This is a genomic window from Nostoc sp. DSM 114161 (assembly GCF_052692665.1).
Genome location: NZ_CP195141.1, coordinates 6,979,239 through 7,003,418 on the forward strand (window position 1 = coordinate 6,979,239; position 24,180 = coordinate 7,003,418).

At 37.8% G+C, this 24,180-nt stretch carries 11 protein-coding genes and 1 pseudogene; 6 read left to right on the forward strand and 6 right to left on the reverse strand.

All coding sequences use genetic code 11. From position 1 onward, the window contains the following. Positions 1-435: 435 nt before the first annotated feature. A complete protein-coding gene (locus NSTC745_RS29080; RefSeq protein WP_445634103.1) occupies positions 436-1,341 on the reverse strand; it encodes a hypothetical protein in 906 nt (301 codons plus the stop codon). Between the two features lie 1,201 nt (positions 1,342-2,542). On the opposite strand from NSTC745_RS29080, the gene NSTC745_RS29085 reads away from it, so the two are divergent. Further along, positions 2,543-3,085, forward strand: a complete 543-nt coding sequence (locus NSTC745_RS29085) for a sigma-70 family RNA polymerase sigma factor (protein ID WP_445634104.1) — start codon at positions 2,543-2,545, stop codon at positions 3,083-3,085. A gap of 1,714 nt (positions 3,086-4,799) precedes the next feature. Then, positions 4,800-5,231, forward strand: coding sequence for a hypothetical protein (locus NSTC745_RS29090; protein WP_445634105.1), 432 nt, complete (start codon positions 4,800-4,802; stop codon positions 5,229-5,231). Positions 5,232-5,814: 583 nt separating this feature from the next. On the opposite strand, the gene NSTC745_RS29095 is transcribed toward NSTC745_RS29090, so the two are convergent. Continuing rightward, positions 5,815-6,027: a hypothetical protein gene (locus NSTC745_RS29095; RefSeq protein ID WP_445634106.1), complete on the reverse strand. Its 213-nt coding sequence runs from the start codon at positions 6,025-6,027 to the stop codon at positions 5,815-5,817. A 929-nt stretch (positions 6,028-6,956) separates the two neighbouring features. Here NSTC745_RS29095 and NSTC745_RS29100 point away from each other — a divergent pair. After that, positions 6,957-10,646: a two-partner secretion domain-containing protein gene (locus NSTC745_RS29100; RefSeq protein WP_445634107.1), complete on the forward strand. Its 3,690-nt coding sequence runs from the start codon at positions 6,957-6,959 to the stop codon at positions 10,644-10,646. Positions 10,647-10,708: 62 nt separating this feature from the next. Here the strand turns inward: NSTC745_RS29100 and NSTC745_RS29105 are convergent, their stop codons facing one another. Further along, entirely contained in the window at positions 10,709-12,016 is a 1,308-nt protein-coding gene (locus NSTC745_RS29105) for an Nramp family divalent metal transporter (RefSeq protein ID WP_445638714.1), read from the reverse strand. Between the two features lie 265 nt (positions 12,017-12,281). Here NSTC745_RS29105 and NSTC745_RS29110 point away from each other — a divergent pair, with 265 nt between their 5' ends. Then, a complete protein-coding gene (locus tag NSTC745_RS29110; protein ID WP_445634108.1) occupies positions 12,282-13,193 on the forward strand; it encodes a cation diffusion facilitator family transporter in 912 nt (303 codons plus the stop codon). A 91-nt stretch (positions 13,194-13,284) separates the two neighbouring features. Here NSTC745_RS29110 and NSTC745_RS29115 read toward each other — a convergent pair. The 3 genes and pseudogenes from NSTC745_RS29115 to NSTC745_RS29125 form a co-directional block, all read right to left on the reverse strand. Beyond that, positions 13,285-13,368: pseudogene (locus NSTC745_RS29115) on the reverse strand (DUF2267 domain-containing protein); the annotation flags it as partial. A 197-nt stretch (positions 13,369-13,565) separates the two neighbouring features. Then, positions 13,566-15,098, reverse strand: coding sequence for a hybrid sensor histidine kinase/response regulator (locus tag NSTC745_RS29120; protein WP_445634109.1), 1,533 nt, complete (start codon positions 15,096-15,098; stop codon positions 13,566-13,568). A 2-nt stretch (positions 15,099-15,100) separates the two neighbouring features. After that, the gene (locus NSTC745_RS29125; RefSeq protein WP_445634110.1) at positions 15,101-21,121 is read right to left on the reverse strand and encodes an AAA family ATPase; all 6,021 of its coding nucleotides are present in this window, start codon (positions 21,119-21,121) and stop codon (positions 15,101-15,103) included. 1,244 nt (positions 21,122-22,365) lie between these two features. Between NSTC745_RS29125 and NSTC745_RS29130 the strand changes: the two genes are divergently transcribed. Beyond that, the gene (locus tag NSTC745_RS29130; protein ID WP_445634111.1) at positions 22,366-23,484 is read left to right on the forward strand and encodes a mechanosensitive ion channel family protein; all 1,119 of its coding nucleotides are present in this window, start codon (positions 22,366-22,368) and stop codon (positions 23,482-23,484) included. After that, entirely contained in the window at positions 23,459-24,121 is a 663-nt protein-coding gene (locus NSTC745_RS29135; RefSeq protein WP_445634112.1) for a hypothetical protein, read from the forward strand. The genes NSTC745_RS29130 and NSTC745_RS29135 overlap by 26 nt, the downstream gene beginning before the upstream one ends. Positions 24,122-24,180 lie beyond the last annotated feature (59 nt).

The following is a 24,180-nucleotide window of genomic DNA, read 5'->3' on the forward strand; positions in this document are numbered from 1 at the left end:
ATATTAACTACATATTATCTAGTATTAATATTTAAAAAATACCGAATATCTATAGAATAGCGAAGGGCGTTTAAATTACGATAAAGCAATAGATAAAAAACTACCTATTGGGAGCGGTGCAACTGAGAGTTTTATCTGCAAAGTTGTTAATTTAATAATCAAGAATAACAGTAAATTTTGGTTACAAAATAATGCAAAAATTATGTTACACCTTCGTTGTCAATGGATAGCTAAAAGTTGAGATAGTTTTTGTAATTATATCTTTAATTTATTTATCAAAACCCAAACCGCTTGATAACTTTTATACTTACAGCGTTAAGTTTTATTAATTTATTGTAATAATAAATACTTGTTATTGATGGAGTGAAAATGGTGTATGATAAGCGACTGCTTCTTCTTTCCCAGACTTTTTTGATTTACTGTATAAATAATTTCTTATTCTATAATTTTTAATGCACTTAATTGACGTGCTTCTATAACATTGTTTAAATCTTGAAAAATCTCTTTTTCCATCAATATTTTTATACTTGAGAGTTTTTCAAAAACTTTCTCATGGTTACCGAGAGGATAAAAGCCTAATATTAAATTAATTATATTAGTACGCTTGTCAGGGGAAACGTCTATTTCCAACCAGATGATAGAAAAAAACTTCTCGGCAATTTTAGACGTTAATTCTGCTAATGTTCCTGCTTGATTATTTATAACAACTTGATATCCAATCATGCAATTAATATTTGTAACTATGGATTGACTACTATAAAACTCTAGTAGATACTCCTTTAAAAGCTCTTCTTCACTGGAGTCTTCGTTGGATTTTTTATTTTTCTGTTTTACTGTCTTAGTTTCAGCTTTTATTCTTTCTTTATAGAAAATATAATTTTCTCTTGCTTTTGTACTTAAAGCTGATAATAATTTTTCTAACTTGTTGTATTCATTATAATTTATAATTCTTTCAACATTTATTTCTTGTAAAGAATTAAACAGTTCAATTAAACTGTGTCGTTTATGTGTTTTTTGATTTTTGATTTCTTCTGGTATATGTACAATGAGTTGGATCGCATTACTATGTTCTTTTGATTTTGCTTGAAAAATATTGACTCCAAAATTAGCTAGCTTATTAGCTATCTCAGCTATGGTTCCATTTAAATTTGATAATACTGTTATTTCTAATTGAACTAATGGAACACATTGTAGCTCTGACTCTACAGGAGACTTTTTCTTAATCTCTAAGTATCCATTAGCAATTTTAGATAGAAGCTTGCTAATACTTGGCTTTCCATGATACTCACATTTATTTTCCTCTGCTAATTGTTTCAATTTTTGCTCGACATCTTCAGACATTCGTATTCGCTTTACTTGAGTTGCACTTGTCATTTTCAAAATTAAATACTTCAAATGTTTACTACCTTAGCTTGTATGTACCACACTTTTGCCATTAAATACCACACTTATTTGAATATATTAAAATTTATAATGATTTTTTTTCGGCTTTATACCACAGAAGTGTGTTATTCTTTTGTTACTTCCTTCTAATGCCCGTAAGTCTATAGGGAAATAGTAGAAAGTACTATGCAATATGGCAATGTTTGGGAAAAAGCTGCTGTAATTGGGGGTAAATGAGCAACCGATACTGTTGGCGAAAATGTTACATTTGCACTACAAAAGTATTATGCTTAAACACCACAACTACGGATTGAGGGTTTAGACTTTCGTAATACTTTAACTTACAAATATATATTACATTTGCTAGTAGTATCAGCAACGGTAAATAAAGTTATGCTAATGCTGAAAATATTACTGGACAAGCATTTTGCAAATTATTTTTTGCATTTTTGAAAATAATATTTATGTAGCCTCACTGGATGTGACAGTTAATAAACCGACTGCAAAAATAATGTTAATAGAATAGTCACATTTTAACCATCTAAGGTACTTAAAATAAATACCACAATTTCAAGGAGAAAGTAAAAAAAAGTAACCGTTCACGGGGGTGAGTAAAAAATGTCTGATATGAAATCATACGAAATCGGTATGAAAACCAGTCTAGATTGTATTTTTAACCGATAATTTCGAGTATTCAAAACTCATACATTAGTCTGCAAATTGTCTTTTAGAGATTTAAAGTACGATTATCCAGATCGTAGATTATTCCAAAGCATTGTACCGCAATAGCTTTAGCTTTTAGGCAAATTATTTATCCCCTCCTACCCGCGAACAATCGCAAAAAAATACACAAAACTGCAAATTGTTGCTGTGTTATTTCTATCTATTGGTAGGTCACATTTTTCAATTTGCAGATACTGATTGATTGTGATGACATTTTGAGGAGATAGAGCAAGCGCAGGGATTAATTTAGTTCTCTAACTATTGATGTGATGGATTACAAATCATTATTGTTTTACTAATGGCGATAATTACTCTTCAAAAGTTAGATGGATTTGATACAACGGTAATACTTAATTATTCCATAAATCAATCCCCAGAAATTTTGCGATCCATAACAATGTGACGAATTTAACAACAATTAAAATCAGCAAAAGAAATGACTCACGAACAACATTACCCTGAAGTTTTGCAGGTGATGCAATCTCAGCCGCTTTCTGCTCATATCAAATATCGTCTCGGTAGATTAAAACCAAAACCGAACGTGTCTCACGAAGATGTACTCCACCACGTGATTTTGTCTCTGATTAAAGCAATAAAATCGGGCAGGGAAGTCAGAAATCCAGTTGCATGGAGTAGATGTGTTGCCGGACGCTATATCACAAAGCAATATGAACTTTGCCGCCAAAGCATATTGGTAGAGTCCGGTACGCTCGAATTTCTGGATAATCGCGAGCAAAAGCCTTCTTCAGCATTCGATACAGACGATCTAGCACATCTCCATTCCCAAATTGCGCGGCTAAAAGATTCCGATCGCCAACTTATTCAGTGGCGATTTTTCGAGAATTTCTCCTGGAGCCAAATCGCTGACCTCCTTTCTAGCCAAACGAAAGTTGTCACCGAACAAGCTGCTCGTCAAAGGGGAAAACGTGCTCTCGATGCATTACGCTCTCTATACGTAAATGACTCGGCAAATTACTGATAGCAATTTTGCTTTTGTAAGGTGCGATTTGAAATTACCGTTCCCATAACACTGCTGACGCACTCAACCCAAGCAAGAGCTTTACATTTATACTTTTATTTTATAGTATAAATGTACTAATTGTCAAATGAGCAACCACTAATTGGTAGGTTTTAATTTCCCTAAATGAATGATTTCGGTCATAGTAGGCATCACCGTGCTAGTACGCGTAGTGCAGCCTACTACTTATCTAAATTCTGCTTTTTAATTACCTCCTGGTTCTCAGGACTGTTAAGCCAGTACTCTATAGCCTCAGCGATACAATTGCTGAGGTTTTTGTCTTTGAAGGCTACTACTGCTCGAAACAATCGGTTTAACTCTGGAGAAACATAGCCCCGCAGTTCCTTAGACCTCTTGCTTTCATTGCTTTTTGCACTCTTGTGGGAAAAGGGACTCATCTTTATTGGGGAAAGGGAAAATACCAAACCTTTCCCCCTTTCCCCCGCCCCTTATCCCCTTCAGGGGCCCCACCTTCCCCTTTTCCCGACTTCTGCAAGAAGTCTCTTCTTCTCACATATTGGATGGAGAAGGCAGCTAGCTATGCAGGAGGCAGAGGGCAGAAGGTTCTTTTCACAAGGGGATTCAAACCTCTCCTGAAAAGAAGCCACCAAATTTTCAATTTGGTGGGAGTCTTAAACCCTTGCTCCCTAGCGTCGCAAGAGATGGTTTGGGCACTCAGGTGAAGGGATAAATCCATAAAAGCCTTCTGCCTTCTGCCTTTGTCGATCAAAATTTTGCACAGTAATACCTTGCTTTCATCACTTTTCGTCCCTTGCACTTGCCCATTAATGAGCTTTTTAGGGATGTTTTCACAACAGAGGACACGCTCATCACTGATAGTTAAGATAATCTTACTTATCTCAATTAGAAATTATGCTGAAAATTTTGAAAAAACAGAGGTATTAAGTTAACTTTTGTACTAAACTTATGGGTCAAGAATGAATCATGCGTTCAAGATGACGCGATCGCCTGCTCAAAAATTCTGTTTCCAACCCCGATTTCAGCAATATTTTAAGTACTATTGCTTATTGCCAAACGATATCGAACCTTAACCTCTCCCGAATGGGACACGCTCAATCCGGTATTGAAACAACGTTCAATCAAAGGTTTTAAACATCTGCGTTACATATCTTTACAACAAATCACACTTTTGCAGGTATCTCGGCGACCAGCCTATAGCCTAATCTTTCGTATGTTTGCGATTATAGCTCTAATGCTTACATAGACAGCATTTACAGATATTAGTTCGAGGAAAATAAGACATGGAAATAGACTCAATTCTATAAGAACGTCACATTTTTTTTTGAAAAATGTCACGTCTGGATTGTTCGAGGCACAACTATATACGAATAAGACATTGTACTTCTTTGCTAAAATAATGAATTGTCATCAATTAAAACCTAAGTTGTTAGTAACCGTTCGCGGGGAGATGAAAAAAATGTTCGATATGAAATCAGACGTAAACAGTACGAAAAAAGTCTAAATATGATTTTTTTCGGTTAATTTTGAATATTCAAAAGTGCTACACTGGTCTGACAATTGTGTTTTAGACATTTTAGGACTATTAGCACAGACTAGAAATTCACCCAAACCCTTGCTAAACAATAACTTTAGCATTTAGGTGAATGATCTACCCCCCCTGTGAAAGGTTACAGTTGTTATTAATGGAAACAAAATGAAACGCATTCATGACATACCGGAAAGAGAAATGTTGCACTCTTCAAATCATCTAGTTCAACAATATCTGAAATTAGTTGTAATCCAGTCTCCTTCTGATGACGAACTCAATGAAATTGACCATATTTTAGAACTTGCAATATACGATGATGAATTAAATGATTTAATCAACAAAATAGACCGAGAACTGGAATGCAATGTAGTTCAAGAATCCAGAATTTTAAAATCAGAAATAACTGATATTAGTAATACTTTAGGTGAAGATGAAGGCGATTTATCAGAACAAAATAATAATTGTGTAACGCATTACGATGCATCTCAAAAAAGCCAAGAAGCTCATCCACTATCTGAAAAAACACTATTAGGAGATAGCCAAGCTTTTATTAGCTCAAGTAAATTTTTCTTAGTTGGTGGATTGTTTTTGACTTAGCACTTTACTGGCGTACACAAGCAAAAAGATGTCTTAAATAATCTGAACAATGGTCAGATTTAGCCCAAAATTCAGTAGCTATAGTCAAACAACTATAGGAATGGGTTTTGTAATAAAGTAGAAAACTTTTACTCTCTATTTACGTGACTAAAAAAGCTGCGATGGCGAGTATTCAAGAGGTATAAGACATAAGTAGTCGGACATAATTATTTTCAAAAACTATTGTCGTAGGGTAATAGTTTAGATTTCGATTGCATGTAATTTTGACTAACTACTTCTGCTCAGACTCTTACTTTTGTTGTAATTATACCTCAGCCCAAATCTACTAGGCATAGAGTTAGGTTAAGGGGGAGATAATATTCCCCCTTAACCTAACTCAACTTCTATTTCGGCATAGTCATTTTTTAGTCATCGCAATCGCAATCCTCTTAAATATGATATTTTAATTGGGAAGCTGACTGCGATCGCGCACCCTACAGTTAAGCTGTCGCGCATTTAATTTGCACAACCAGGACGGGCAAGATACCGACCACACAAGAGATTCATTTTTTTGAGGATGCAAATTAAAATATTTTTAGCTTCCCTAGTTCTCATCGCCCTTATCCTCATTCTTGTCTTTATCTTTCTTCTTCAGTCCCAATATCAAAGGGGTTGCAGCAGTAATCAGCACCGGGATTAAAGCCAAGTAATCGTAGGTTGTTGATGGTTGCCCAACTTGGGGAGTAGGAATATTAGATGCTGGTGGAACAGCAATGTAACTTCCAGAGGAGATTTCTTGAGAATTATTTGTTAGCATTGAGATATCTTTGAATTTGATATTTCTGCCTTTACTAAGTGCATTAGTAAGTGCAGATGAATAATTGACCCAACAGTGAGTGCAAATCATTGTTGGGTTATTCTATTAGTCGCTTTTTCAAGCTTCAATAATTTAGTACTAATTCTGACTCAACCGTGACCCTATTGCGAGCGCCAGGGGTAAAATTGTATCAATTGAAGTTTCTAAAATTTAAGGGCTTCAAACCCTATGAAAAGTGGAACTACGTAAACTTTTATATTTTTGGAAAGACAACAACTAAAAACCAGTTATAGCAAGATTTTTAGTGTTATTTAACGCAGTCCAATCACCAGAAGGGACAAACTTTTTTCTTACTAACGCCGATTTTCATAAGTTAACGCCTAATAAATGTGAAACTATTATTAATTTAAATCTATGTCTCATTTTTTCTCTTCATTCCCCCTGATAAGTAGCAATGGAACGTGCATCTCGAAATCGCATATTCCATTGCTGCTCGCTGGCGTATCTTAAGTTTTTACACTTTCCTTAGGGTGATGCGGTAAGTTGCGATTCCCCCTGGCGTTGCTGCGATCGCTATCTATGGGGTTTTCTCACCAAAATAGATAAAAATTTCAGTAGATCGAAAACTTTTGTCAGAGGATGTTTTAAACAGTCGAAGCCAGTCAAAAATCATGCCAGTCATCTGACCATAATACGAATCATGACAATATGAATGAATGTCTTTGAGGTTTCAGGTAGTCTTTTATAATCCTTTATTTAGATTAAAAACTTGGTGAATTTGACGAAATAATCGGGTTTCAGCCGATGATGTTGGAAAGAGCGATCGCTTTATTCGTTTATCTAATACTAGGTACTTGAAAATCAGATTATACAGTAATTTTGTGTCTACTAACTGTAATTGAGTAACGGCTACCTACTTTGAGGGTGTAATGGCTAAAATAAGTATGGGTGAAAACTGGTTTTTAAAGCTAGGGATGGTTGCGGTTAATGTCAGACATTTAGATTGGTTACTTACATTAGGAATAGCGATCGCATTTCACCCAAATATCGCCATTGGACAAATCACCCCAGATACAACATTACCGAATAATAGCAATGTAAATACACTAAATAACATTACAAATATTACTGGTGGTACACAAGCAGGAACTAATCTGTTTCATAGTTTCAGCGATTTTTCTGTTCTCAAAGATACTACAGCTTACTTTAATAATCCTCCAGATATTCAAAATATTATTAGTCGAGTTACAGGTGGTTTGCAATCAAAAATAGACGGAATTTTGCGGGCGAACGCTACAGCGAATTTATTTTTAATTAATCCTAACGGCATTATTTTTGGAGAAAATGCCCGCTTAGATATTGGCGGTTCATTTATTGCTAGCACAGCAAGTAGCATCAAATTTGCTAATGGTTTTGAGTTCAGTGCTACGACTCCTGAATCTACACCTTTACTAACGATAAATACACCTATTGGCTTGCAATATAAAGTCAATCCAGGCACTATTGAGGTCAAAGGCAACGGTCAAGGTGTAAGGCTCACAGATGAATTGATTGATACAACAAACGCACTGCGAGTGCCAGCCAATCAAACTTTAGCCTTGGTGGGTGGGGATATTTTCTTAGAGGGAGCAACGCTAAAGACAGCAGGGGGAAGAATAGAGTTAGGCAGTGTAGGGGAAGGGGATAACAGTTTAGTTAGTCTCACACCGATAACTAAAGGTTTTGCCTTGAGCTACGATGGAGTGCAAAACTTTGGCAATATTCAACTATCAAAACTTTCAGCGGTAGATGCCAGTGGCGCAGGTAGCGGTGACATCCAAATCCAGAGTCGGCGTGTCACCATAGCCGATGGTTCCCAGATAGAAGCAAGTACTCTGTTAGAAGAACAAGGTGGAAATTTAGTAGTCAATGCTACTGAATTAGTAGAGCTAATTAGTACATCTGCTGATGGTTACTTTTCCAGTGGCTTGCTTGCTTCTACTTACTCAACTGGGGATGCTGGAGACTTGACAATTAATACTCAAAATTTGGTAGTACGCGATGGGGCACAAGTAAGTACAGCTACATTTGGTACGGGTAAGGGCGCTTCTTTAACTGTCAATGCTCAAGACGTGCAACTGATTGGCACTACTGCCGATGGCCTATTTCCCAGTGGCTTGTTTGTTTCTACTCAATCAACTGGAAATGGCGGAGACTTGACAATTAATACCCAAAATTTGCTGGCGATCGATGGGGCACAAGTAGCTGCATATACATCGGATGCAGGTAAGGCGGGTTCTTTAACTGTCAATGCTAAAGATGTGCAAATGATTGGTACTGCTAATAGTCAGTTTCCCAGCGGCTTGTTCAATTATGCCTACTCAATTGGGGATGCCGGAGACTTGACGATTAATACCCAAAATTTGCTTGTGCGCGATGGGGCCAATGTTGCTACGCAGACATATAGTGCAGGTAAGACGGGTTCTATAACTGTCAATGCTCAAGATATACAACTAATTGGTAGGAGTGCAAATGGTGACTTTGCCAGCGACTTATCTGTTGACGCTGGTTTAGGGTCAACTGGCGATGCCGGAAATTTGACGATTAATACCCAACGTTTGCTCGTGCGCGATGGGGCATACGTCGATGCCAGCATATATGGTACAGGTAAAGGGGGTGCTTTAACTGTTACTGCTAATGATATACAACTGATTGGTACTTCTACTGACGGTAGCTATAGGAGTGGCTTGTTTACTCAAGCTTATTCAGGGATAACTGGAGATGCCGGAGATTTGACGATTAATACCCAACGTTTGCTTTTGCTAGATGGCGCACAAATAGATGCAGAGACGTATGGTACGGGTAAAGGGGGTTTTTTGAATGTCACTGCTAAAGAAATACAACTGATTGGTAGCTCTAGTGACGATCGCTTTCCTAGCGGCTTGTTGACTTCTACTCACTCAACCGGAGATGCAGGAAACTTAAAAATTGATACCCAACAGTTGCTTGTGCGCGATGGGGCGCTGATAAATACCAGCACATCGGGTACAGGTAAGGGAGGTTCTTTAACTGTCACTGCTAACGATGTGCAACTAATTGGTGAGTCTAGTGATAGTGTCCTCAAGAGTCGCTTGTTTACTACTGCCGTCATAGGAATAACTGGCGATGCAGGAGACTTGACAATTAATACGCAGAATTTGCTTGTCCGCGATGGGGCATTTGTTGATGCCAGCACAGAAGGTACGGGTAAAGCGGGTTCTTTAACTGTCAATGCTAAAGATGTGCAACTGATTGGTGTCTCTAGTGATGGGCGTTCTGGCAGTGGCTTAAGTACATCTGCTAAGTTAGGGTCAACTGGCGATGCAGGAGATTTGACGATTAATACTCAACACTTACTTGTGCGCGATGGGGCACAGATAGGTGCAGCCACATCGGGTGCAGGCAAAGGGGGTTCTTTAACTCTCAATGCTAAAAATATGCAATTAATTGGTACTACTGCTGACAGTCGCTTTCCCAGTGGCTTCTTTACCACTGCTTACATAGCGGCAACTGGGGATGCAGGAAACTTGACGATTAATACCCAACAATTGCTTGTACGCGATGGGGCAAAAATAAGCGCAGGAACACAGAGTGCAGGTAAAGGCGGTTCTTTAACTCTCAATGCTAAAGATGTGCAATTAATTGGTAGGTCTGCTGATGGTAGCTCTAGTAGTGGCTTGTTCGCTTCTACTGACTCAACTGGGGATGCAGGAGATTTGAAGATTAGTAGCGATAAATTACTCGTTCAAGATGGCGCGATAATCACTGTGAGCAGCTTAGGTAAAGGAATTGCAGGGAATTTAAATATTAATGCTGACTTTATTCGTTTGAACAACAACGCCTCTGTTGGTGCTAATACCCAAGCTGTCAATACTGACCCAAGTAAAGAACAAGCTACTATTACTGTGCGCTCTCAAGATTTACTATTGCTTCATAACAGCAACATCACCACTAACGCTTCTGGAGAAAACGTCATCGGTGGCAATATCAATATTAATACTGATATTTTAGTTGCATTTGACAATAGTGATATCAGTGCAAATTCTACTGACTTTCGAGGAGGTCAGGTGACAATCAATGCCAAAGGAGTACTCGGCACTCAATTTCGCGATGTACCGACCCCAAATAGCGATATTACTGCTACAGGAGCTAATCAGCAGTTGAATGGTACAGTGCAACTCAATACGCCACAACAAGATCCGACAAATGGTTTAGAGGAATTGCCACTAGAAGTAGTGGATGCCTCACAATTAATTAACCAAAACTTCTGTGCCAAAAGAGGTAATAGTAGCTTCACGATCGCTGGACGTGGTGGTTTACCTTCTTCCCCCAACACTGTACTTAACAATAATACAGTTTGGGAAGATTGGCGAGTCACTGCTGTGCCAACACAAACAGGAGAGTACAGCAGTAAAAGAGATATTGAGAAAAGTTCAGCACTCAGTACACAGATTGTAGAAGCTCAGGGGTGGGTAGTGAATGCTAAAGGTGAAGTGATACTGACCGCTGCTGCACCGACCCCAACACCCCACAGCTTGAGGAATTTATCCTTTGGATGTCAGTTGCATGAGTCGAGGGAGCAAAGCGATTTATCGTTATGATTGTAAGTTCTCTGATGGAGACAAAAAAGTGTAGGATTCCCTTTGAGTAAAGGTTTTGAAATTTAACCTAAAATACTTTGTAATAGCAACCAAACATTTAGTCCAACGATAATAATAGCAACTCCCCAAGCTAAAGATTTGAGCCATAAGGGATTGACAAACTCACCCATTAAGCGACGGTTACTCGTAAACATTACCAATGGAATCACAGCAAAGGGTAACTGCAAACTGAGGATAACTTGACTTAGAACTATGAGGCGGCTTGTGCTATGTTCCCCAAAGATAATAATTGTAATCAACGCTGGAATGATAGCAAGCAGACGGGTAACTAAACGGCGTAACCAAGAAGGAAAACGAAATTGTAAAAAGCCTTCCATCACAATCTGCCCAGCTAAGGTTGCAGTCAGTGTTGAACTTTGACCAGAGGCAAGTAAGGCGATACCAAATATGGCGCTAGCAGCACTGACTCCTAATAATGGTGAAAGCAGTTTGTAAGCCGATTGTATTTCTTCCACATTATGATTTCCAGAAAAATGAAACGTGGCGGCAGATACAATTAAAATGGCTGAGTTGATAAATAGTGCTAATGACAGAGCAAAAGTTGAATCAATTGTGCCAAACTTAATCGCTTCCCATCTTGTTTCAGTACTAGGTTGCCAATCACGGGTTTGCACAATAGATGAGTGTAAATATAAGTTGTGAGGCATCACTGTTGCACCTAAAATGCCGATGGCAATGTAGAGCATTTCTGGGTTTTGTAAAATTTCTTTCTTGGGGAGATATCCTAATAAAATCCCCCCAATATCAGGTTGGGAGAACACAATTTCCGCTGTGAAACACAAGCCTACGGTTGCTACCAGCATTATTACTAAGGCTTCTGTATAGCGAAAGCCTTTATGTTGCAGGAATAGCAATACCAAGACATCCAGCGCAGTGATACACACACCCCATACTAAGGGAATACCGAATAAAAGTTGCAGGGCGATCGCACTTCCTAGTAGTTCTGCCAAGTCACAGGCTGCAATGGCAATCTCACACAGTACCCACAAACAAAAGCTTACCCTTTGACCGAAATAGTCCCGGCAAGCCTGTGCCAAATCTCGCCCTGTAGCAACACCTAAACGTACACATAGCGATTGCAGTAATATCGCCATCAGGTTCGACAGCAAAATGACTGTTAACAAGGTGTAGCCAAACTTTGCTCCCCCAGCAATGTCTGTAGCCCAGTTTCCAGGGTCTATGTATCCCACTGAAACCAAATATCCTGGCCCCGCATAAGCCAGCATTTTGCGCCAAAAGTTATTGCTGTTGGGGATTTTGATGCTGCGGTGAACTTCGCTTAAGCTGGGTTTCTTTTTTGGGATAGTCATCAATTCTGCCGGAAATTTTTTCATATTTCTCTCATAATGTCAAAAAATCTGGCAAAAATATCAATCTACTTAATGTAGATATTTATGTATGCACACAGGCATAAGCTGTTAAGCACCTTTGTCAAAAACAAAGACGCGTGACTTCTAATCATGCGAGGTTCAATAGGCTCTCAGGAATACCTGTATAAAAATCTCAGGGTTGATGGCAGCCGGGGCAAAGTTTGTTACTGTAATAAATTTGAATTACTATACTTACTAAATGAACGTGCTTGCTAATCAAACAGCTCGCTTCTACGCTTTCTTGTCGATTGCAGCGGCGATCGCTACAATTGTCCTCAAGTTTGGGGCTTACTTGCTAACTGGCTCGGTAGGGCTGCTTTCAGATGCCATCGAGTCATGTGTAAATCTTGTGGCAGCATTGGTGGCACTGTGGGCATTAACTTATGCTGCGAAACCAGCCGATGCAGAACACGCCTTTGGGCATTCCAAAGCAGAATACTTTTCCAGTGGGGCAGAAGGTATGTTGATTGTATTGGCAGCAATCATCATTGCTATCGAAGCTTGGGGACGCTTGTTACATCCAGAACCGTTAACACAGCTAGGGTTAGGATTAGCACTCTCACTGTTGGCAACAGCAGTCAACGGCGTTGTTGCCTTTGTCTTACTGCGTGCAGGACGGCGATTACGTTCGATTACGCTAAGGGCTGATGCTCACCACTTATTTACCGATGTATGGACTTCAGGCGGTGTGGTACTCGGTATTCTTTTGGTTAAGGTAACAGGCATTCTAGTGCTTGACCCGATTATTGCACTCTTGGTTGCAGCAAATATTATTTGGACAGGATTTCGTTTGTTGCGAGAAACTGGTTCCGGGCTACTAGATGCTGCCTTGCCTTTTGAAGAAATTAACGTAATTACCACAATCCTAAATCAATACAAAGGCCAAAGTATCGAGTTTCATGCACTACGAACTCGGATTGCTGGAACCCGTCGCTTTGTTTCTTTCCATGTATTAGTACCTGGAGCTTGGACAGTCCGGCAAGGACATGATTTATGCGAGGAGATTGAGCTTGCCATCATTAAGGCATTGCCTTCAACCAGCGTGACAACACACTTGGAACCGTTAGAAGACCCCACCTCTTGGCAGGACTTAGAGTTAGAGCGGATGAGTAACTAATTGCAAAAACGATTGGATAACTACTATTGAAGTAGAATTACAACACATTATTGGTATTGATGTAGGGGTTAGGGGGAATCGGGTTTCAGGTTTCAGTGGCGATCGCAGTTCGAGAATCTTCAATCTCCGTTGGGTCAACTTCAGGAATATTTGTTCTAAATGTTCGATCGGGCATTGTTTTTCCCTATACTCTTTAACATTGAGTTTTTATGCTTACCTAATATTATTAGCAAATAAGATGTGTTCGCTCTTGGGAGCAGAGGGAGCAAGAAAAATGATTTGTATCAAAAATTTCGTGAAATGGTATGACACTAAGCGGCTTTTAAGGGTCTTTCTTGCTACTATAATTCAAAATTCTCTGCGTCCGCACGTTTACCGACAATGAACCCTGTTTGAAATAGAACAGGCTAGTTCAGGCGATCGCACTTGTAGAGGAATTGTAATAGTAAACTCTGCCCCTTGTCCAGGTGCAGAAATACATTGCATAGTACCGCCATGTTTAGCAACAATTTGATAGCTAATACTCAATCCTAAACCCGTCCCTTTACCCACAGGCTTTGTCGTAAAAAATGGGTCGAAAAGATATTGCAGTACTTCTTCAGTCATCCCTGGGCCGTTATCTGCAATTTGAATAGCAACATATTCATTGTTAATGGCTCTAGTGCGAATCCAAATTTGGCTGCGGCAAGATTGAAAATTTTGCGGAGGTTGTTCTTTTTCATACTCTTCCAAAGCATCAATCGCATTAGCAATGATATTCATAAATACTTGATTTAATTGCCCAGGATAACAAGATACTAGCGGCAAATCTCCGTATTCTTTGATTACTTCAATGCATGAAGAATTTGCACTAGTTTTGAGCCGACTGTGCAAAATTAAGAGTGTACTATCTAAACCATCGTGAATATCAACTGGTTTTACTTCTGCTTCGTCAAGCCGCGAAAAATTCCTTAATGATTGAATAATCTCGCGGATGCGTTCTGCACCAATTTGCATAGAAGATAGCAGTTTTGGCAAGTCTTGAGTGAGAAAATATAAATCGATTACTTCTATGTGTTCCTGAATTTCTAGTGACGGCTCAGGAGTATTTTTTTCATACAAATATAAAAGATAGAGCAGATCTTGAATATATTGTTTTGCATGAGTTAAGTTGCCATAAATGAAATTCACAGGGTTATTAATTTCGTGGGCTACTCCTGCTACGAGTTGTCCTAAACTAGACATTTTTTCACTTTGGACTAGCTGACTTTGAGTTTCTTTCAATTGACGAAAAGCAACTTCTAGCTGATTGGCTTGTTCTCGATAACGAGTTTCTGATTGCTGCAAAGCTTGTGTTGTTAAGATACGCTCTTGAATTTCTTGGTGCAATTGCTGATTTGCTGCTTGTAGTTCAGATGTCCTGATTTCTACACGTTTTTCTAATTCAGCAGTTAATTGCAAAAGCTCTTGTTCTGCTTTAAATCGTTCTTGAATCTCTTGTTCTAAACGCAGAGAACGATCTTGCAATTTTTTGGTCAAATTTCGCAGACTTAAATGAATTTTGACACGAGCTAATACTTCTTCATGCTGCAATGGCTTGGTGATATAGTCTACAGCCCCAAGACTCAATCCTTTGACTTTATCGACTGTTTCTGAAAGTGCCGTCATGAAAATTATCGGAATATCTTTTGTACTTTCCTGAGCTTTTAAATAACGGCAAGTTTCAAAGCCATCGATCCCTGGCATAATTACATCTAACAAAATTAGATCGGGTACAGCATATTCTAATTGTTCAATTGCATCTTCACCATCTTGGGCAACTAAAACTTGAAACCCTGCATTTGCTAATAAATCGAACAAAACTCCTAAATTAGTTGGGGTATCATCAACAATTAAAATAACGTTGTTATCATTTTCAAAATTCATAATTATTTGCCTGCATTTATCAGAAATTCACGGATTTTTTTAACTTGAAAGCCTTTAGCTAATTGTTGTATCTCTTGAGAGAAGTTAATATATTCAAGATTTGATTTTTGTAAGCGAGATACTTGCTCAATAATTCCCTTAAGATCGCCTTTTTTAGCTAAATTCAACAGAGCAGCTATTTCTTCAGGTGGAGGAAAGACTAAAGTTTGTTCCCCAGCACTACATGGAGAATCAGAAATATTTTCTAACTTCTCCTCATATATCCATTGCAAGTTTAAATAAACTTGCAATTTTGCTAATAATTCTGATGTTCGGATAGGCTTAGGAATAAAGTCATTACATCCGATTTCTTTACTTTTTTCTCGATCGAAATCAAAAACACTAGCAGAAGTTCCCAAAATTATTATATCTTTAATTTCTGGCGATCGCCTGATTCGCCGAGTCGCTTCTAAACCGCTCAATGTGGGCATCATCAAATCCATTAATATACAATCAGGCTGCAATTCGATTGCTTTATTTAAACAATCTTGTCCATCCACTGCCTCTACAATTTCAAATCCAAAGTGAGTTAAAATTTTACCTAAAACTGAGCGATTTTCTAAGCGATCGTCAGCAACAATTATTGTGTGCTTTTTACCTTGATAACCAATAATATTTTGTGCTGCTCCCTTCATAGACTCTGGAGATTGTTCGACTTCTGTCAAATCAATATCAAACCAGAAAATACTGCCTTTACCTAAAGTACTTGTAACCTGAATTTCTCCTCCCATCATTTGTACTAATTTGCGACTTATGGATAGTCCCAATCCCGTACCTTCTACTTTGTGATTGTGCTCGCCTACTTGGTGAAAGGGTAAAAAGATTTCTTCTAATTGTTCGGGAGCCATACCCACACCTGTATCTTCCACCTGAAACCTAATTTTGTGATTGTGATAGCCTACTTTTAATTTGACTTCACCTACCTCTGTAAATTTCACCGCATTACCGAGTAAATTAATTAAAACTTGTCGCAAACGTTTTTCATCCGCTTTTACTCCTTTAGGCAAATTACTTGTTGCCTGATAAATTAAAGTAATACCTTTTTGTTGAGCGCGAATCTGGCAAATTTCTGCAATTCCTTCGAGTAATTCGGGAAAATTAAACTCTGTTGGGTATAATTCCATTTTTCGCGCTTCAATTTTGGAAAGATCCAAAACTTCATTAATCAAATTTAAAAGATGGTCGCCACACTGATAAATTATATTTAGTCCATCTTTTTGAGACTTTGTAGCATCTTTATCTCGTTGTAAAATTTGGGCGTAACCTAAAATGCCATTCAAAGGTGTACGAAGTTCGTGGCTCATATTTGCTAAAAACTCACTCTTCGCTTGATTAGCAGATTGCGCTACTGCTTCAGCTTTTTGCAAATGCACATTCTTTTCTTGTAATTCTTGGGTTCGCTCTTGTACCTTTGCTTCTAAAGTGGCGTTAGCTGTTGCTAAATCGCTATAAAGACGAGCATTTTCAATGGAAATTGCTGCTTGAGAAGACAAAAGTTTTAAGATTTCTAATCTATCTGGGGTAAAAGCTTCAGTTGTGAGATTGTTTTCTAAGTAGAGAATGCCAGCTAATTTTCCTTGATGTAGGAGGGGAGTGCATAATAATGACTTGGGTTTGTAGGTAACGATATAAGGATCTGTGGCAAAAATGCTCTCACAAGTTGTATTGCTACATAGAACGTTTTCTTGCGTTCTGGCTACATAATTAATGACAAAAATAGGTAACTCATGGCTAGTAGCTAGTGGCTCTGATTGCATAACAATTACTTCTTTTTGTTCCACGGTAGCTTTTGCTTCTATGAGTAAATTGCCATCTATTTCTAAAATTAAGTATCCAGTTTGTGCGCCAGCATTTTCTAGTACAATTTGCATTAATTTAGCCAGCAATTTACTCAAAACAATTTCGCCAGAAAGAGCTTGAGAAGCTTTCATCACCGTCATTAAGTCGAGATTGCCAGTGTCTTCAATGATGGTAGGATGTATTTGAGTAAGTTCTTTGTTGTTTGCATCTGACTTTTGGATACTTGGCAATGTCTCACGAAAATCCACCTCACGCCTTTGCATAATCAATTGAGGATAGCGAGCTTGTAAATCCTTGACTTTAGCCATAGCTCCCCAATGTAAGTAGGCATAATAGGCATTAGTCATGTAAGTTTGAGCAATAGTTTCTTTACCCCATGACAGATAAAACTTGGCAGCTAATTCATGGGCGAGGGCTTCTTCGTTGAGGTACTCGTTTTCTTTAGCAAGTGCGATCGCTTTTTCGTAATTTTCTATTGCCTCAATATTTTGGTTAAGTACTCGATGTTTTTCTGCCTCCACAAGATAAAATTTGTGCAGATGATTCATTGGGGCATAATGCGCCCATTTTTGCATTTTTGCTTGATTACTTTGTACGCGATCGAGAATGCCCTGCTGCTCAGACTCTAGATTATTCCCATACATCGCCAGCCAAATTAAAGAATCGTAGAAATAGAAAATAACAAAAACTATCTGCCCTGCTGCTGCACTCAAATAATTTTCTGCTTGATTGAGGTTTTCCAGCGCTTGGGAATAGTTTTCAAACAGATAACAAAGCTTTAGCTGTTCTAAGTAGACAAAATAAATTGGTATAAGATCGTTGTTTGTGTGGTGCAAAGGAAGCATTTTCTCCCGATCGTAAGCTTCACCTTGTAAAATGCAGGGATTTTGGTTATTGCCCATCATGTTTAAGACGGCTTGCCAAAAAATTTCGTGATAATGAAGTACTATTTCTTGCTTGATTTTATTAATAGCATCCCAGTAGGTTGCCATTTCTTGTTCAACAGAAGCTAGTTGTTTGCCTACTAAATATTGTTGACAGCAATATTCCAATGCACCATAAGCAGCATACTCCAAATCTCCAGTTTCTAAACCCCTAGAGTAATTCGATCGAAAAGTTTCTATGGTATTGCTAACATGTTCTTTCCAATGTTGAATAAATATATATACCATTTGGTGTGTCTTAGCACTGACTTGTTTGGCATTTAATTTTGAAAGCAAATCTAAAGCTAATTGCCCAAATTGATAGCCTCGTTCGATATCTCCCACAACCCCACACAAAAGAAAACCATAAAGGGAATATGTATGGGGAGACACAGAAGCATTGCCATACTCAACGCATAAATTAACTTGTTTACATACCAATAGAGGTACGAGTTCTGGAGCGCCTAAGTAGGCGGGAATAGATAGACTTGACAGTAACCTCAACACTGCCACTTTATCGGGGTTAGTCATTTGAGGTAAGTAGAGCAAGTCCGAGGGTTCTTTCCCACTTAAAATGAATGCTGTTTCTTCTAATGCTTGCTCAATATCTGAAGGGTTCACTGTTTCGGGAAACTTCACCCCCAACAGTTTTAAAACTTGTAATCCTATATTAATCGCTTCCGGCAGCTTATTCTGCCCCATATAAGCTTGAATCTGGACTTCGTATACCTTCACTTTGTCCAATAGCGAGGTGGCGCAGTTTTGCACTACGGTAAAAAATCTCTGCATCAGGTCGAAATTACCGCTTAAAAAAGCTGCCTCTGTTGCTTCCTCATACAGCATTAATGTCAGTTCATACTGTTTTTCCCAACTATCTTCTGCAAGCAATCCCAAACCCACCTGCAAATATTTGACAGCGGAATCGTGCGCTGTTGCTGCTTTTGCTTTCTGACCTGCTATCAGGTTGAGTTGAGCTAGTTCATATTTTTCTGACTCAGATGTGAGTAGTTCACTACCGTAATTTAGTTGATTAACTAATGCAAATATATTATCTTTACGTTCTTCTGGCGTTGTATTTTGCAGCAGTAATTGACCAATTCGCAGATGCGTTGCTTTCTTTTGCTCATCAGGTATCAGTGAATAAGCTGCTTGCTGTACTCGGTCATGCAAGAATCTATATGCGATGGTTTGATGAGTATCATTTAATATTAGTTCTGCTGGGCTAGCGTAATTTGTTATTTCTTTTTGGTCAAATACTAAGGGTATTTTATAGGAGTTATTTAAGGGTAAAATTAAACCTGCTTGCAGCGCTGTCCATAAATCTGCGGCGGTTTCTGATTGACTTTTTTTATTAACAGTTGCTAATACCTGTAAGGTAAATTTGTCTCCTATACAAGCGGCTATTTTTAAAACATTAATTGTCTCCGGTGACAGCTTTTGAATCTGTCCTACCATTAATTCAACAACATTATCCGTAATATTAATTAGTTGTAACTGTTCAATATCCCATCGCCATCTACTTTGAGAAAAATTAAAGTCTAATAAGTTTTCTTGATAAAGATATTTGAGTAGTTGAGTTAAGAAAAAGGGATTACCCTGAGTTTTGTGAAAAATCAATTCAGTTAGTGGTTTAACCGTTAAATTACTGCTACATAGAGTATCGGCAACTAACTGATTTATGCAGTCAATATCCAAGTTTTTCAGAACAATATTAGTGATATTACCTCTAACTTTTTGAATCTGCTCTAGTGTGTGAACTAAGGGATGAGTAGCACTGACTTCGTTATCGCGGTAAGCTCCAATTAATAATAAATATTCGCTGTCACTATCGGTAATAATTAGCTCGATTAATTTTAAAGAAGCTGAATCTGCCCATTGTAAATCATCTAAAAATAAAACTAGAGGATGTTCTCGTTTAGTAAAGACATGAATAAATTGTTGAAATACCCGATTGAAACGATTTTGTGATTCTGCTGCACCTAATTTTTGTATCGCAGGCTGACAGCCAATAATTCGTTCTATTTCTGGTATTACATCTATGATGATTTGACCATTTTCACCAAGTGCTGCTAATAGTTTAGATTGCCAATCTTTTAAAGATTCAGCACTTTCTGTTAAAAGTTGCCGCATTAATTCTTGAAAAGCTTGAATTAATGAAGCATAAGGAATATTACGTTTAAATTGATCGAATTTACCAGAGATAAAGTATCCTCTCTGGCCAACAATTGGCTTATGAATTTCATTCACCAAAGAAGATTTGCCAATTCCCGAATATCCCGACACGAGCATCATCTCTGTTTGACCGTTGCCGATTCGCTCAAAAGCATTTAATAATGTATTAACTTCTGTTTCCCTACCATACAGTTTTTGAGGAATGATAAATTGGCTAGATAAATCTAATCGCCCAATAGCAAAATTACTAATTTTGCCGTTGTTTTCTAACTGCTGGAGACATAATTGTAAATCTGCTTTCAAACCCAAGGCGCTTTGATATCTATCTTCAGCCATTTTGGCTAAAAGTTTCATAGTTATCTCAGAAATTGCTAGCGGAATTTCTGAATTAATTTCCTGAGGGTAAACGGGAGTTTTTGCAATGTGGGAATGAATTATTTCTAGCGGATCGTTGTTATCAAAAGGTAGCAAACCAGTGAGCATTTGATAAAAGGTGACTCCTAAAGAATAAAAATCAGTACGATAATCAAGTGACCGATTCATTCTGCCAGTTTGCTCAGGAGACATATAGGCAAGAGTGCCTTCGATTAAGTTAGGATTGCTGAGGGTTTGATTTTCTCTAGATAAGTGCGAGGCAATACTAAAGTCGATGATTTTAACAGTAATATCTTGAGGATTAATAATAATATTTTGAGGTTTTATATCTTTATGAATAAATTGTTTTTGATGAATATTTGCTAAACCTGATGCTAATTGAGTGGCTATAATAAGGAAGTTTTTTAGCGATAATTTATCGGTATTGGTAAAATGCTTGAGCGATATGGCATTAAAATCTTCTATAACTAAAGCTAGTCTATTTTGATATTTTTCTAAAGCTAAAGGATTAATAACTTCCTTAACATCTATTAAACTATTAAGGACTTTATATTCATGTTTGATTTTAGTTAACTCTTTTAGGCTGGGATATTCTGCTTTAAGGGCTTTAATAATGACTGAAGTTTTATCTACCTGTCTGATGGCGCGATAAACAAAGCTATCAACGCCTTCGTTCAAGGTTTCTATAAAAGAATAGCCAGGAAGAGTTAACATAATTTGTGCTGCGTTCAAAAATCAGTAGGTTGAACTGGCGTGTCTTTAAGTGTTTGAAAGCAAAACCCTTAAATTCACAAAATATTAGATTTGTATATTAATAATGCCCAGCCAAATTAATATTATTGTTAAAGTTTAAGAAACTAAATATTTAGTGATGTAACAATATCTTCTAATATTTACAAAACTGAGTAGGCGGCAAATCATATCCTGTCCGGTTGAAGACCGATCGCTAGGACTGAGACTGAGACAGGAAGATGCGAGGAGGCGGAGAAATTTTTTGATAAGTGATTAGGCGGATTACGATCTTACTAGCCACTTCAAGTGAGAAATTTCTGACATAGTTTTTGTTCGATAACGCAATCCCCAATCCGCAGTTAGCTTTACCTAGATTTATATTTAAAACCCGCGATCGCTCTGGTTCATTTTGTACTTACCAGTTTTTGAGAATCCGCGATTCGACTATTTGCTTAACGCTGACGAATTCTTTTCCCTGAGGAATAAATTAAGTAGAAATGGCGATCGACAGAGTTTTTGAGTCAGAAATGGTTGTTTGGCTGTCCATTCTAAAATCTCTTTGAATACGGTTGTAGGATTTGCAGATTTTCCCACCAGTCCAGATGCTAAAGCTTGACTTTCAGATAACTCAAATTCCCTCAGTTCAATTGCCCGACCAATGTTGAAGGGGGCAGAATGCTGGTCTTGAATTAAATCTGAGGGAGACTAAAATAACGCTAATTGGGAGTTATTAACATTATTGTATCATGCCCTTTGACTCATCACTAATATTATTTATTATGAATGAGCTATAGCTTTATTAAATTTTTGTTAAATATCTTCTTAACTGTCTTATCTGTCTTATCTGTCCTTGTGTTTTAATCAAAATTTTGAAAGATTGTTGATTAGCACTAGCCACACCGAATAGTCAAACACCACGGCTGATACAACAGTATAACGGAGATGAAATATGCCTCTTGCTGAACCTAAAGATTTACTCGATCGGAAATTCGACGTTTGTTTTACTCATGGCAACATTAATGGTAACGGCTAGAGCCAGTCGGCGCGTTGGCTCTAGAAAGCCGTATTGCTCGAAAATCCCACAGTCATTTCGCGACTGCCTTATCTGAATGCTATCTGCTAAGACATTTTACGAATGTTTTCCCCAGAGTAGTTAAAAAGCCGATTGAACTTCAAGGAAAACTTTTGACGTTGTTCCTCTCTTAAGAGACAGAAATGACCAATCTATGGAAGCAGTTTGGAACATAATAAAAAATATCAACTATTCTGGCGTTCCTGTCACCAAAATTATAGTTACGATCGTTATCTTGACGCTAACACAGTTGTTAAGACGGTTGTTTATTGCTGTAATCATTAAGAGCATTGAGCGTTTTACTAGCAAAACTAAAAATACACTTGATGATGAATTGATTGCAGTTCTCAAACCCTCACTAGGTTGGCTAATTTTAATTGGTGGAATATGGTTATCAAAAGTCATTTTGGCAGATAACTTAGGGCCTCAGTTAAATGAAGCAATAGGGAAGACGCTCAACTTAATAGTGATTTTTATCGTTGCCTATATTGTGTACCGAGGCTCATCTATCTTTGGGCAGTTAATTGCTAATGTGGTACTGCACACCGAGACTGAACTTGATGAGTTACTCCGACCTTTAATGCCAAAGATTTTTCAAGCAGTAGCAATTATTGTTCTAGCAATTAAACTCAGTGAGATATTTCTAGGACAATCAGCAGGTGCATTGGTTGGGCTATTAGGTGGTGCTGGTATTACTTTAGGTTTGCTGCTTAAAGACATTGTTTTTGATTGGTTTTGTACTTTGATTATCTACTCTGATAATCTCTATCGAGAAGGTGACTGGGTGGGAGTATCAGGAGTAGATGGTTTTGTCCAAATATTAAATATTGGATTCAGAACTACAACATTGCATATAGTTAAGTGGGGTTCTATTATAAAAATGCCTAATTCCAAAATGATTACTGGAATTGTAGAAAATTGGTCACAAAATCCTGGCAAAGAGTTAAGATGGGGCATTAATTTAACTCTCAAAATAGATTTTATCTCAGCACAACAAACTACTAAAATTTGCAATAGCATTCAAGAAATGCCACAATCTATTGCTGGTTTGTCTCCATCATGTACGGTTCGGTTCAGCAAAATTGAACAGAATGCTCGCGTGATTGAAATTATGGCATTTGTAAATGATGATAATCTCTACTTTGAAGCTGAGAAGAACTTAAATCTAGCCATACTAGAATTACTCGAACAAGAAGGAATTGATTTTCTGTATGTGAAATTAGAAACAAGTCCAGAAAGATATAAAAATGACCCACAGCTATCCAATAATTGAAAAAATCAATTCAATTGGTTCCGTGACAATTTTTATCAACACGTCGGTTTTAGAATTGTTCAAAATATCAAGCATTAACACAAATATCATGTCTTACACCAATAATTTGCTGTGCAGAATACTAATAGTTGCAGGGATGGCAGTTTTTACCTCCTCCATTTCTCCCTGTAATGCTCAGGCTCAATCTTTAACTGAGAAAGGCAACATATTACTAGCCCAAAATTTAGGGGGAATAGTCCGAAAAATTCCTCTAGAAGAAGTACCAGCTACAGCTATATCTGCTGCCAAAACAGTGACAAATGCTCAATTCAACCAAGCCCGAATTGAAATGAAATCTGATGGTTCCTTAATATACATAGTCAGAGGAAAAAATCAACAAGGCTTTGAAGTTGAAGCACAAGTTAGTCCCAATGGCACTATTACGCAAGTTGACGAGCAAATAGACTCCAGCGGAGTTCCGGAAATTGCTGTGAAAGCTTTTAAACGATGGGCACCAAATGACCAATTAGTTAGCATTTGGCGGAGTACCCGTCTGGGAGAACTTTATTATCAATTTGTTATTCAGGATTTTTGGTTAGAAGTTGCTCCTGATGCTAATAAGGTCATAATTTACCGCAAAAAAATTAATATCAGCTAGAGAATGTGCTTGAGAATTTAGATTTGGAACCTTTCCTATCTAAATTCTAAAATTAATGC

Excerpts from the sequence above, each read along its gene's own strand:
- NSTC745_RS29095 (WP_445634106.1), bottom strand. The coding sequence starts at position 6,027 with ATGCTAACAAATAATTCTCAAGAAATCTCCTCTGGAAGTTACATTGCT.
- NSTC745_RS29105 (WP_445638714.1), bottom strand. The coding sequence starts at position 12,016 with ATGACTATCCCAAAAAAGAAACCCAGCTTAAGCGAAGTTCACCGCAGC.
- NSTC745_RS29090 (WP_445634105.1), top strand. The coding sequence starts at position 4,800 with ATGAAACGCATTCATGACATACCGGAAAGAGAAATGTTGCACTCTTCA.
- NSTC745_RS29130 (WP_445634111.1), top strand. The coding sequence starts at position 22,366 with ATGGAAGCAGTTTGGAACATAATAAAAAATATCAACTATTCTGGCGTT.
- NSTC745_RS29100 (WP_445634107.1), top strand. The coding sequence starts at position 6,957 with ATGGCTAAAATAAGTATGGGTGAAAACTGGTTTTTAAAGCTAGGGATG.
- NSTC745_RS29125 (WP_445634110.1), bottom strand. The coding sequence starts at position 21,121 with ATGTTAACTCTTCCTGGCTATTCTTTTATAGAAACCTTGAACGAAGGC.
- NSTC745_RS29135 (WP_445634112.1), top strand. The coding sequence starts at position 23,459 with ATGACCCACAGCTATCCAATAATTGAAAAAATCAATTCAATTGGTTCC.
- NSTC745_RS29085 (WP_445634104.1), top strand. The coding sequence starts at position 2,543 with ATGACTCACGAACAACATTACCCTGAAGTTTTGCAGGTGATGCAATCT.
- NSTC745_RS29120 (WP_445634109.1), bottom strand. The coding sequence starts at position 15,098 with ATGAATTTTGAAAATGATAACAACGTTATTTTAATTGTTGATGATACC.
- NSTC745_RS29080 (WP_445634103.1), bottom strand. The coding sequence starts at position 1,341 with ATGTCTGAAGATGTCGAGCAAAAATTGAAACAATTAGCAGAGGAAAAT.